The sequence below is a fragment of the Chitinophaga sp. 180180018-3 genome (assembly GCF_037893185.1).
GTDB lineage: Bacteria > Bacteroidota > Bacteroidia > Chitinophagales > Chitinophagaceae > Chitinophaga.
On the sequence record NZ_CP140772.1, the window covers coordinates 5054144 to 5066792 of the forward strand.

Genomic DNA, 12649 nt, shown 5'->3' on the forward strand with positions numbered 1-12649 from the left:
TTACATACTGCGCTGCAGGATAATTATTTCGCCGGGACCCCCTTCATTCGAATTAGGCCGGAACACGAGCGCATAAGCGCTGTTATCCTGCATCGCAGCATCCGCCAGTACTGCAGCCTTATTCCTTACACGGATGACAGCATTACTCACCAGATCGGTGTACAGGCCGTCTGCATTGTTTTGCAGAAAACATTCCACCACACGCTGCTCCCGGATCAATATCCATCCGTTCCCTTTTTCATGCGTGAACCGGATGAGGAAACTGTTGTTTCCCAACGCTGTTGCCGGCCAGGTCGAGTAAAAGTCCAGGCCGGTTTCAAGCAGGGGGATGCTGTTCATGGTGCCATCTGCACTGATCTCACAGATCCCTGCTGCACCACCTTTGCCGGTATAAAACAACCGGATCGTATCGTTGCTGCTTACCGAAAGAAATTCAAATTGCGCCGGGCGTAGCGTTAATTGGGCCGACGATAATATCTTCCCTGCTGTATCCATTGTCCTTAATAACAATCCGCCTGCATGGCGACAAAGCAGGTATGTTTTATCATTTGCCACTATCGCCTTATTCCGCTGTGGCATATCTACCTTTATTTCTTTCTTCTTCTTTACCTGCCCGTTTTCAAAATTCAATACCAGCAGCTTATCGGGTTTCTTATCTGAAAATACTTCGTCCATCCAGCTCAACACCTGCTGTCCGATTGTGCCTATGAACTTCCCTGCAAAAGGCCTCCCGGGCTTCAGTGGCGTAACATTGTCCCGCCCTGAAACCGGCAGGAAGGTCTCCAGTTCCTTATCGGGGTGATAGGGAGTTACAGACAGCCACAACGCCCCATCCGGTGCATGAAACACGGATGGCAGCATTCCGGCAGTTTCGTGCATCACCTTTACAATATTCCCGTTCGAATCCACTACGGCATAAAGTATATCGTACCCTCCTGTGGCCTTATACGCATGAAAGGTGACAAAGAGCTGGTCTTTTTCTCCGGATACCGCTTCCGTCAGCGACAGTTGATGATACTTTCCTGCAGGTCTGATTTCAATTAACCGTCCTTTCTCCAGCGGTGTAATGGCAACAACAATGGCATTCTCCACATGCAGCAATTCGTCCATAGTGTACTTATTTTAGGCAGATGTGAGTAAACACATTGCGGGTTAATAACAGTGTCCAATATACGAATTCTTCCAAAGGCAAAAGGTATTGTCTGCCTGGTTTCAATTTTTAGATAGATCTCTCTATTTTTAAAAATCTTCCTATATTTACTCCCGAAATTGACGCGCATGCAGAAAAAATTAAAAGTAAAGGACCGGATATTGCTGGTGGCGGCAGAACTGTTTTCCCGCCAGGGATACACGCAAACCGGCATTAACCAGATCATTGCCGAAGCCGATATCGCTATTGGTTCCCTATATAACCACTTCCCTTCCAAAAACGATCTGCTGCTGGCTTACCTGCAAAAGCTGGAAAACGAATGGTTTGAAGGGTTCGATAAATTCATTCAGGGTATCGATAATCCGAAAGAAAAGATCCTGAAGTATGTGGATTTCCGGATTGCGCATCAGCTGAAAACTGATTACTGTGGCTGCCCTTTCATCAAAATCATCGCGCAGGTAGGCGCCCGCGAAGAAAAGGTGCAGCAGATGGTGGAAGGCCATAAAAATAAACAAAAGGCCATGCTGTATAGTTTCTTCAAGCAACTCCCCAACGAAGGCAACCTCGACAGGAAAATGCTGTCAGACAACTGCTTCATGATGGTGGAAGGCGCTGTTGTCAGCACTACGATTGCCCGCAATACCCAGGCACTCGAAAACGTAAAGAAATTTATCAGGAAAACACTTTCCTGATTTTTTTTGCACAGTAATAAAATAGATATATCTATCTATTTTAAAACATTAATTTAAATCTGAAAACATGATACCCGCTAACGAAACCTTTCATGGAACATTTCCATTTGCGCCTCATTTCAGTACCGCACCCGGATTCCGTATGCATTATGCAGATGAAGGCAGCGGTCCGGTGGTGCTTTGCCTGCACGGAGAACCAACATGGGGCTACCTCTTCCGGCATCTTATCGCGCAGCTTTCCCACAGCTATCGCGTGATTGTTCCCGATCATATGGGCTTCGGGAAAAGTGAAACACCAGGCAACCGCAGCTACTGGCTGCAGGATCACATCCTCAACATCGAACAATTTGTGCTGGATCTCGATCTGCAACAGATCACCCTCGTGCTGCACGATTTCGGTGGGCCGGTAGGCATGGGCCTCGCCGCCAGGCATCCTGAACGAATCGCGCGCGTGATCAATGTCAACGGCCCCGCTCCTTTCGGTCAGCCCAGCCTCCCGCAACGCTTTGCAGCCAACCTCGAAGATTCGCCCTGGTTCAGGTGGATAATGGCCGCTCATCCACACGGTAAACTGGAAACAATACTGAACGAAATACATTACAACATACTCAGTACCCTGAAACTAAACGGATTCGAACGCAACGAACTGATAACCGATACCTGGCTGGAAGCCTACCGCGCGCCTTTCCTTACAGCGGCCGACTGCCGCGGGGTGCTGGGATGGGCCAAAGGCATCGCCACCGGTCAACATGTTTTCGAAACACCCTCCGAAAAAGCCCGGAACATCATCAGCGCATTGCCTGCTTTAGCCATCTGGGGTATGGCCGACCAAACCGTACAGGGCAAACATTTCCTGCCACTCATCCGTGAAACATTCCCCAACGGTCAGATATACGAACTCCCGGGCGTAGGCCACTACAGCCCTGAAGATGATCCCGAAACCATCGGCCTGCTGATCCGCCAGTTTCTTTCACTTACTGCAAAAAATTAACCGCTATTTTTTTTCTTTAAAATAGATAGAATTATCTATATTATATATGGAAACAAGAACTTCACGGTGGATATCCATGCTTATTGTATCGTCGGCCATTTTCCTGGCTGTACTGGATATATTCATTGTCAACGTAGCCCTGCCCTCCATTAAAAAGGGCATCAACGGAACCAACGGCGAGCTGCAACTGGTGATCGCTATTTACCTGCTGGGATATTCCTGCTTTCTCATCACCGGCGGCCGGCTGGGAGATTATTATGGCAGGAAAAAAATCTTCATCACCGGCATGTTGCTGTTCACTGTCAGCTCCTGTATCTGCGGTCTGTCGCAAACCGGCTGGCAGCTAAACCTGGCCCGCTTCTTCCAGGGCATCAGCGCGGCGCTGATGACGCCACAGGGAGTATCCTACATCCAGGTGCTGTTCCCCGAATCCAGGGAACGTATGAAAGCACTTGGCATTTATGGCATCATCGCCGGCTCCGCCTCGGTGATCGGGCAATTCCTCGGCGGCCTGTTACCCGACACCCATTTCACGATCGACGGCTGGCGGCTCATCTTCTTTATCAATCTCCCGGTAGGCATCATTGCATTGCTGATGGCCGGTTTCTTCCTGAAAGAAACCAACAGAGACACCTCCCGGCAATTCGATTACGGCGGTGTAGCCTTACTCACACCCGCTCTCTTCTGCCTGATATACCCGGTGATACAAGGGCGCGAGCTGGGCTGGCCCGCCTGGAGTATACTGCTCCTCGTAGTTTCAGTTGTATTGTTCATCATTTTTGCACGTAACCAGCAACGGAAACTCCACGAGGACAAAGCACCACTCATCAACGCCCGGCTGTTTCATCTGAAAGATTTTCGTATAGGCCTGATCGCTACCATCTTTTATTTCCTGGTACAGGAACCCTATTTCCTGATCAGCGGCGTATTCTTTCAGGACGGACTAACTATTAGCTCCTCCACGGCCGGCTACTACTTTGTATTCCAGGGGATCGGGTATGTGATAGCCTCTATACTGTCAGTAAAGCTGCTGAATCATTTTGGCAAAAGAGTATTACAAACCGGCATCGTTATTATGATTGTCTCGCTGCTGCTACACGTAGCATTCCTGACCACGCCGCAGGCGGGTACACTTACGTTCGGCAGTATCCTGTTCCTGTACGGACTTGGTTGCGGTTCCGTGTTACCCTCTCTGTTGGCATTCTCTCTGAAAGGGATCCCGCATGAATTTGCAGGCGCGGCATCCGGTACGTATTATACGGTTCAGCAATCGGCTATTGCGCTGGGTGCGGGTACTGTTGGTGGTATCTTTTTTTATTTCGTAGGTCATTCACCGTTAGTAGCCGATTATATAGCAGCTTACAAAGCGGCCCTTTATATCAGCAGCGCATTGCTGCTGGTGGTACTGGTTTGCCTGGCATTGTTACCGGATACGGTGAGAATGAAGAATATGGAATGAAGAATTAAGAAACAGAGCGAAGGCCTAAGCGAATAAATGTTATTCGCTTAGGCCTTCGCTCTGTTTCTTAATTCTATATTCTCAATTCTTAATTTCAAACCAATACACCTTCTGTAATTGCTGTTGCTTTGAAACTTCCACACCATAGGCTTCCATCGATGCTTTCAACTGTGTAAAATCGCCTGACTTCACTGTCATATTCACTTTCCGGCCAAACTGATCTATATTTCTGACTGTCATATTGCAATCAAACCGGTCCTGTAAAGCGCTGACCAGGGCCGGCAGCGTATTATTCTTGAGTACAATAATGCCGCCCTCACCGGTACTAATGTGGCTCACATCCTCCGGTTGCCGGGGCACGTCCAAATATAATTTGCTGCTGTCTTTTACTTCCATCACTATTATGTCAGTTAAACTATCTTTTTCTGCCATATGCAAATGCAAATTATCTAATATGGCCTCCAACACATCCCGGTCCAATATTTTTTTCCTGCTCGCATAGTAGTAAGAAATACAACTGTCGGACAGTGAACCCGGCAATACCACCATTGCCCTGGAAGTCCCTAACAGCTGGGCCAGGCGCTCCCTCACTTTTGTCCCTATTACCACATCATTACAAAGATCTGTTCCTTTCCTGATGATATGTTTCCCCAATGGCAGATTGGTTACCGGTCCCATCGTGAAGTATTCGTTTTTTCCCGCATCTGCCCAGAGCTCCTGATAGTATTGTTGTAACGAATCATACAGATACTTCTCGCCGGTCACCACAGGCTTCTCTGGCAGCGGAATCGGCTCCCGGTTTACAAATCGCCTCAGAATATCTTCATCCAGTGTTCCTTCCTTACTTGTCCATTTCACCTCCATCCGGTCGTCGATCAACACCTGGAACGGAATAGAGTTGATCCCGAATTTTTTGAACGTTTCCCCCGTAGTATCCGAAACTACTACAGATGAAAATGGCATTTTAGACAATAACCGCCGGATTACCACTTCTTTCTCATCACTCATAGCCAGGAATACAAGCTGCTTATTTCGTTTATTCGCTTCCGTTAATTTATTGAAATGAGGTACCTCTCCCAGGCATGGCCCGCACCAGGTGGCCCAGAAATCCACCACCAGAAATTTCCCCTTCAGTGATTTGTCTTTCGGCACATGCTCAATCCAGTTAGTGATCTGTAAATTGCTCACTTTATCTCCCCGCTTTACCTGGGAATTCGCTTGCATGGTCAACCCCAATAGGAATAAAAAAATCAGGCTTTTAGGTAACATGGGATATAATTTTACTGAATCTATGAAAATTTCGTAGATAAATATCCCCGAACTTTTTTACTAGATCAAATCGTTAAAAATTTCTTCCTGCGGCGCTGTTCCTCCTGAATTACTTATATTTACGCCCAGGCCGGAAACGGAGTCATTCAAAATGTTAACCATATGTCTGCTTTGAATTATTTAGTTGTCATGTTAGAGAATAGTCAGACGGAACAATTGCCTGTCCGCATATTCTTAACCCACCATACCCTTACTGGTATTGTTACCAACATTTACCCTTCATTTGTTGAAATCAGAACGGAAGATGGCAAACGCTGTGTGATTACACTCGATAAGATCGAAGCCATAGCCGGTATCTGACGCCCGTCAATTATATCATTGAAAAAATCATAGCATGGATCATACTACTCAGCGCCCGGACAATGCTTTGCCGGGGCTCATCCGTAAAGTTTTGGGCAGTCCGCATTCCGAACAGGTGATCAAGGCGCAGATCATCCAGATGGCTTCGCAGCACCTGCACGTGCCGGAGGTTACTACGGCCTTGCTGGAAGTGCTGCCGCTGACGAAAGACAAAGAAACCAAAGCCCGGTTGTTACAATTCCTGTCCGGCCTCAATACGTCCCGTTTTCCGGACCCCACTGCGTTATTCAACGCGCTGCTGGAAGTATACCGGCAGGAGAAAGACAGAGACACACGTACCGCCCTGCTCTATCGCTTGCAGGATAGCATCCACCAGGATCCGCGGCTGGCGGTATTCTTCGTGGAGCTGGCAGCACAGGACACTTTGAGCGAGCAGGAGCGTATAGCCGTTCAGGATACGATCGCTTCTCTTCCTTCGATATCGGAAGAAACAGCGCTTGCTGCGTTGCTGAAAAACGTTAACGCACCTACGCTGATGCAACTGCAGGCCATTGAGCTGGCAGAAAAATGCCCGGTATGGGGCGAAAAAATGGCGGCCGCCCTGCAACCCTACCTGGCCGTGAAAAACGACCGGAATATACGGTTCCGCATTCTTTCCCGCCTGAGCAGTGCGCGATTGCTGGATGCCAGCTATGCGGCGGTCATCATCCCGGTGCTGCGCACGGATAACGATGCCTACACCCGTCTGGAAGCATTGCAGGCGTTGACGAAAATAAAGCCCTGGAATGAAGATATTCTGTTGCAACTGGTTTGGTCCGCCTCCCAGGATGGCGACGAAACCGTGCGCAGTAAGGCCTTGCAGTTACAGGGCGAATTGCCGGAGCTCAGCAACGAACAGATGATGGCGCTGGCAGGACTGCTGACTTCCGACCGTTCGGAAGGCGTTCGCCTTACCTTGCTACAGCAACTCAAGCCGCTGATGCGTATTCCGGAGATCAGAACACAGGTGGCTGCCGCATTTTCGGCTAACCCCGGCGTGTTCAACGATACGGAGTTCGGCATGCTGACCGACATGCTGGCGCCTTATGCCGGCAGAGACGAGCAAATCAGCCTGCAGTTGATGAACAGCGCTAAAGGTCTTCCTAACACCGGGCAGCGCAAAAAAGTATTGCAACTGTTGCTGGGCAAAGTGAATATCGAAAAAATACTCGATCCGCTGCTGCAGCTTTTCAGAAACGAACGCAATGAAGAACTGCGGGAGGTATTGTTTAACCAGGTGAAAGCCTTGTCTGTAACGCGTCATCCGCAGCTGGCAGATATTTTCTGCGACGAGCTGACAGAACCAGGCTCACCGTTCCGCGTTACCTGCGCAGGCATCCTCGCCAACGCTGCAGAAACGTACGCGCAAATTGTGCCGGCGCTGGAGGATGTACTGTTGTACGACAACGACCGTGAGCTGGTACGTATTTCGCTCGATGGCTACCTGCGCCCCGGCGTTACCAAACGTTTCGATGTGTTGCTGGCCGTTGTGAAGAATGAAATGATAGATACCATTTCCCGCCAGAAGGCCATGGATGCGCTGATCAAGCTGCCGCTGGATGAACAGCAGCAGGAAGCACTTGCTACTGCCCTGTCAGGCATTAAACCCGGTACATTAAAAAACACCTGATCAATTGGATGATATATGAATATGAGCAGTATTACCGAAGATATTAAAGCCCGGCGTAATGCAGGCAGCGAACAGGCCCTGATGATGCTCGATATGGTGCCGTTGTCTGATACCGATACAAAGTACTCGTTGCTGTCGTCCGCCGCATTGTATTTAAATGACCGGGCGGTTGCTGAGAAATGGATTTCCCTGCTCAGTGAAGAAACCGATACCGCCTTACAGGCCGATATGCTGCAAAGACTGGCGGCAGGCGGCTTACAGGCGATTCCCGACAAGGGCCGCTTCATTGCCCTGCTGATGGATATCCTGCAGCAAAATGAATCGCGGGATATCGTACTTCCGCTACTTGGCAGGTTTGCGCTCCATGATGCAGGCGCGCGCCGGAAGCTGATGGATTTTTACAAATCTCAGGAGAATGCAGATGTATCCCGGCTGATACTTTCCTGGCTGCTTATTCCGGTAGCCATTAGTGAAGAAGATATTGAGTTTTATAGGGAGATATTGAACAAAACGGATACGGAAGATAAACTGGTGCTGGTAAACAGGCTCCTGCTGCACGATCAGCTGGATCGTCAGCAGCTGGAAGAGTTGCTGCAGCCTACGACCCCTGCTGTTATCCGGGAAATGGTGCTGCGCTATTGTGTGGATCGTTCCATTGTTCCGGAAAAAACCCTGCGCAACATCATCCTGGGTGATAACAATCCGCTGCTGAGAAAATGGAGTATTCAGCTGCTGGCGATACATGGTATCAGCGATACAGCCATCACGGATGCTATACTGCACGCACTCCGGGAAGATCCGGATCCTGCGGTGCGACAGGCGGCCATGAATGTATTTGCCTATAGCATTGCGCTCACACCAGACAATATCAGTTTCCTCTGCAACTGCCTGCAAACGGAAAAGAATATTACCGTAGCGCAACAGCTGCTATACCTGCTGGCGCCGTATACGGAAAAAAACAGCGCCTTGTCGGATGCCTTGTGGAACCTGCTGGAACTGGATCTGCAAACCGATATAGCGGCCGGCATTTACGATATTCTTGGCCGGCAGGTAGCCGTTAATACGATGATGTTCGAAAGGTTTATGGCAGCATATGAAAAAGAGCAACACGATGTTTGCAAGACAGTCATATTGAAAGCCATTACCACGGTAATGAATGTGGGCGATGAATTAAACAGTTTGTATTTGCGTGCACTCGATGCCCCGGCTCCGGCCATCCGGGAATGGGCGCTGCGGGGAATCCTGCTGATCCCGGGCACCCGGGAAAATACAGACGTGATAGCAGCAGCCGCGCCGGCATTGCTGCGCAGCGATCTGGCAGACCAGCTACGGTTGCAGCTGGCGAGGAAACTCAGCTTCATTCCAAAGCTGCCGGATGCCGCCATACAGGTTTTCAGCCGGCTCGCCGATCACGAAAACAACCAGGAAATCCGCAGTATCTGCAATAAAGTACAGGAAAAAAGCATTGCACAGGATGGCGGCACCCGCATCAACTGGGAGCAATGGCTGCATAAAGCCGACGTGACGCATGATTTCAGCGGTGTGTTCCCGCATATCTGGTGGTTCTACAACGATAATCCACCGATGGCCAACAGTATCCTGTATGCTGGCCTTAATCCGGCTGCCTCTGGCAGTCTGTACCAGGCCGGCGTCAGCGACCTGGAAATACTGAATTTCCTGGCTGCCTATTCCGGGATAGACGATACCCTCAGCCGCTACGCACTCAATCAGCTGCTGCATACCGACCTTGGCAATGAATCTAAATTCAAATGGTACCTGCTGGCTCTGAAAAGCAACCCTTCCTGCGAAGAACTGAAAGAAGGACTGTGGCTGCTGCTGGAGAAAAGAGGACAATATATCAACATGATACAGCTGGATGAACTACTCAGGCTTGTTTGGAAAAACGAGCTGGATGCTCAGTTCAGCAGGCGCATGTTGCGGCAGACTACCCCCGCCGGAATACTGCCCTATCTGCGTTACATCTCTGTAAATGCAGCTGCAGAACAGGTGCCTGAATTGCTGGCGGCAACCGCCAAATTACCGGGCATCCTGCAGGACCGCGATTGCAAAGAGCAGTTCATTACCGCCTGCCGCAACAGCGGACAGGATGCAGAAGCTCTGCAACGCAATGCAGCAGCGGCTCCCGGCTTTGCAGACGATGGGCCGGGGTTTGCAGATTAATTGGCAGGTATCATATTTAATCATCTTTAGTCAACAAGAATATGGCGGAAGAAATTGCTTTATTCGATATACTCTTATCTGCAGAACGCAGTACAGAAGAACGGTTAGCAGCACTTGTACAGCTACGTCCTTTCCTGGAAACCCAGGAAGGCGCCGACAAACTTGCAGCTGCCATCAATACAGAAGAAAGTACCCAGGTGAAGGGTGCTATGCTGGAGCAGCTCTGCAACATCGACATCTCCCGGATCAATAACCATCAGCAATATATCAGCGCTCTTTCCCTGATAGCCTGCCTGGAACCGGAGCGGGAACTGCGTTACCTGGCCGTAACCCGGCTGGCATCGCTCGCGCCACACATGAGCGAGGTACAGGAAATACTGATAGAAACGCTGGTACATGATATCGACAGTTACATACAGATCGCCAGTATACAGGGGCTGCAGCAATGTGTCAATAAGACCACGGAAACGATAGAAAAGCTCAGTAACTATCTTCCATTTGCCCCGGCAGCCTGCAAAGGTCCGTTGCTGACACTGGTAGCACAGCTTCCGCAACCACATGCCACTGCGCTGTTGCTACATTTCCTCGATCCGCTGGAGCCAGTGCCCTTGCGGCTGGAGGCGTTACGGATACTGTCTGACATGCCATCCCTGCCCACCATCGCCGGCACTACGCTCACCCGGCTGCTTCCTGCGGAGGTGTCGCTTCGCGTCAGGAGCAGTATCATTGCGCTACTGGCTAATCAGCGCCAGGTGGATCCGGAGCTGTTTAACGGCATCTTTACTGCGCTGCAGCAAATGCCCGACCAACCGGAACTGCTGGCCCTGGTGGCCGACCGGCTCGTGGCCCATCCTGAGCTGCAGCAGCAATTTATTCAGCTGTTCTCACAAACAACATCCGCCGGCCTTAGAATACGGCTGCTGGTACAGCTTCAGTACAGCGATGTTCCGGAAATCATTGTCAGCGGCTTACAGGACGCTAATCCATATGTACGGGAAGCCACGCTTCCTTTTCTCACCAACAAATTTGCTCAGTTCCAGGATCAGCTGGAACCCGCACTGGCAAAGGCTATTCAAACAGAACCACTCACTGCATTGCGGGGAGCACTGATACAGGTATTCCTGCAAACCGGCCGGAAATCCGCCACCACAGAAGATATTATTGTAGCGTTGGGCACTGCGGAAACAGACCATCCGCTGAAAGTACAGCTGGCACAGGCAGCCTGCCAGGTAACGGTAACAGCACAAAACAGGCAACCACTGCTTCGTTTGTTCTGCGGCATACTGGAAGGAAAATGGTACCCGGCTGCGCTGAAAGAAATGGTAACAGCCCGGCTGCAGACATTCGCCTATACTGATGATCCTGATCTTAAAAAAAGTATGGGACTGCTGCTGGACCAGGCAAAAGATATTCATGAACTCAATCGCATCTACGGCATACTGAAAACACTGGAAACTGATTTCAGTCAGCTTGCCCCTTCTTTATTCCGTGTCCTCTACCGCCATATCGGCTGGTATCCGCAGCAACCACTCGATCAGTGGGTGCAGCTGCTCGGCCAGCTTGCTGAACAGCACGCTGATATCAGGGCGGAGCTGCCCTACCTCGTAGCTGCTACCGGCGCCAACTGGCTGCTGAAGGGCGCCGACAAAGCCGATCAGACCGGCGCATTTTTGTCGACCTTCAAAAACGCCATGCTGAAAAACGACGGCATGCGCGGTTATATGGAAATGGAACAGCTACTCGTGGATGCATGGAATAACAGAACGATCAAAAAGAATGAGCTCATCGAGCTGTATACCATGCTGCTGCGCAGCCCTAAGTCGTCGGGCCTGTTGCAACAAGTACTCAATATCATGCAACAGGGCAAACTGGTCACCCCGGAACTGGTAACGCTGAGCCTCGATTACATCCTGGTATCCACAGACAAAGACAGTTTATACCTCGTAAGAAAGTACCTGGAGCAGGCCGGTTTCAACGACCTGGAATACCGCCAGCGATTGATCAACATCTTCACACAACAGCATTATGCGCAGTACATGCAGCATAATTTGCCGGAAATAAATTCGAAGCGGCGCATCACTAATCTGAACGACTGGGAATACAGCGGCTGGCTATGTCCGTACAACCAATGGCCTGTGGCCAATCTCATTTTCGCGATAGAACCAGGCGAGCTTGCCACACAGGTATTCAGTCAGCTGCCGGCAGCCGGCACCGATGCTACCGCTACTCTGCCTTACCTGGTGCTGGAACATCTGTTCAGAAATTATAACAGCGCCTGGGCAAAGAGCATTTTCAAAGAAACTACTTCTTTCGAAACATTCCTGACGAACATATACAATGGCTACCAGCAGCTGACAGCCGCCAATCCGCTGGGCGACAGAATGCTGTACACCTTCTGGAAGAAATGGAGTGATTATGTAAGGCTACTCAACGGACAACCGGTGCCTGCCGCCCTAAGCGATGCAGCCGCACATATATACGGAGGCGTATGTAACGTGCTGAAAAAAATGGAGCCGGAGTTCAATGGGCGGCAGTTTCCACAAATACTCAATGGCATGAACAAGGATATTGTGCAGCAACACTGGCCCTGGAGTAATGAATTATGGGAGACTTTTGAATACAAATATTTTCCTAAAAAAGATCCCGACCAGGATGCTGCTGCACAGCTCTTTCAGCAGGCTGCTAAAGCCTTGCAGGCCGGCGACGGACCGGAAGGCCTCCGTTTGCTGAAAGACCTGGTAGCAAGGTATCCGCATACAAGGCAGGTGAAAGAGCAGCTGGAGGTGATTAATAATGCGATAGCGAAGCTGGAAGGAAATTAAGAATAGGGAATGTGGAATTAAGAAACAGAGCGAAGATCCTGGCGATTGAATTGAAT

At 50.0% G+C, this 12649-nt stretch carries 9 protein-coding genes; 7 read left to right on the forward strand and 2 right to left on the reverse strand.

Annotated features, from left to right (window positions below):
• On the reverse strand, positions 1-1110 hold the full coding sequence (locus UNH61_RS19615) for a hypothetical protein (RefSeq protein WP_326993690.1): 1110 nt from the start codon (positions 1108-1110) through the stop codon (positions 1-3).
• A 168-nt stretch (positions 1111-1278) separates the two neighbouring features.
• On the opposite strand from UNH61_RS19615, the gene UNH61_RS19620 reads away from it, so the two are divergent.
• From UNH61_RS19620 to UNH61_RS19630, 3 genes are all read left to right on the forward strand, one after another.
• The gene (locus tag UNH61_RS19620; protein WP_326993691.1) at positions 1279-1842 is read left to right on the forward strand and encodes a TetR/AcrR family transcriptional regulator; all 564 of its coding nucleotides are present in this window, start codon (positions 1279-1281) and stop codon (positions 1840-1842) included.
• A 67-nt stretch (positions 1843-1909) separates the two neighbouring features.
• Positions 1910-2833 carry an alpha/beta fold hydrolase gene (locus tag UNH61_RS19625; protein ID WP_326993692.1) on the forward strand — a complete coding sequence of 308 codons (924 nt, stop codon included), beginning with the start codon at positions 1910-1912 and terminating at the stop codon, positions 2831-2833.
• Between the two features lie 46 nt (positions 2834-2879).
• Positions 2880-4292, forward strand: a complete 1413-nt coding sequence (locus UNH61_RS19630) for an MFS transporter (RefSeq protein ID WP_326993693.1) — start codon at positions 2880-2882, stop codon at positions 4290-4292.
• A gap of 81 nt (positions 4293-4373) precedes the next feature.
• Here UNH61_RS19630 and UNH61_RS19635 read toward each other — a convergent pair whose 3' ends face one another.
• Positions 4374-5516 carry a TlpA disulfide reductase family protein gene (locus tag UNH61_RS19635; protein ID WP_326993694.1) on the reverse strand — a complete coding sequence of 381 codons (1143 nt, stop codon included), beginning with the start codon at positions 5514-5516 and terminating at the stop codon, positions 4374-4376.
• A 234-nt stretch (positions 5517-5750) separates the two neighbouring features.
• Between UNH61_RS19635 and UNH61_RS19640 the strand changes: the two genes are divergently transcribed.
• The 4 genes from UNH61_RS19640 to UNH61_RS19655 are packed head-to-tail and all read left to right on the forward strand — an operon-like array spanning position 5751 to position 12593.
• Complete coding sequence (locus UNH61_RS19640; protein WP_326993695.1) at positions 5751-5921, forward strand: hypothetical protein; 171 nt, start codon at positions 5751-5753, stop codon at positions 5919-5921.
• Positions 5922-5955: 34 nt separating this feature from the next.
• Entirely contained in the window at positions 5956-7590 is a 1635-nt protein-coding gene (locus tag UNH61_RS19645; protein WP_326993696.1) for a hypothetical protein, read from the forward strand.
• Between the two features lie 15 nt (positions 7591-7605).
• Positions 7606-9771 (forward strand): HEAT repeat domain-containing protein, encoded by a 2166-nt coding sequence (locus UNH61_RS19650; RefSeq protein WP_326993697.1) that lies wholly within the window; start codon positions 7606-7608, stop codon positions 9769-9771.
• Between the two features lie 41 nt (positions 9772-9812).
• Positions 9813-12593 carry a hypothetical protein gene (locus UNH61_RS19655; protein WP_326993698.1) on the forward strand — a complete coding sequence of 927 codons (2781 nt, stop codon included), beginning with the start codon at positions 9813-9815 and terminating at the stop codon, positions 12591-12593.
• Positions 12594-12649: the final 56 nt, after the last annotated feature.

Coding starts and splice junctions, on each gene's coding strand:
- UNH61_RS19615 (WP_326993690.1), bottom strand. CDS start 1,110: ATGGACGAATTGCTGCATGTGGAGAATGCCATTGTTGTTGCCATTACA.
- UNH61_RS19620 (WP_326993691.1), top strand. CDS start 1,279: ATGCAGAAAAAATTAAAAGTAAAGGACCGGATATTGCTGGTGGCGGCA.
- UNH61_RS19625 (WP_326993692.1), top strand. CDS start 1,910: ATGATACCCGCTAACGAAACCTTTCATGGAACATTTCCATTTGCGCCT.
- UNH61_RS19630 (WP_326993693.1), top strand. CDS start 2,880: ATGGAAACAAGAACTTCACGGTGGATATCCATGCTTATTGTATCGTCG.
- UNH61_RS19635 (WP_326993694.1), bottom strand. CDS start 5,516: ATGCAAGCGAATTCCCAGGTAAAGCGGGGAGATAAAGTGAGCAATTTA.
- UNH61_RS19640 (WP_326993695.1), top strand. CDS start 5,751: ATGTTAGAGAATAGTCAGACGGAACAATTGCCTGTCCGCATATTCTTA.
- UNH61_RS19645 (WP_326993696.1), top strand. CDS start 5,956: ATGGATCATACTACTCAGCGCCCGGACAATGCTTTGCCGGGGCTCATC.
- UNH61_RS19650 (WP_326993697.1), top strand. CDS start 7,606: ATGAATATGAGCAGTATTACCGAAGATATTAAAGCCCGGCGTAATGCA.
- UNH61_RS19655 (WP_326993698.1), top strand. CDS start 9,813: ATGGCGGAAGAAATTGCTTTATTCGATATACTCTTATCTGCAGAACGC.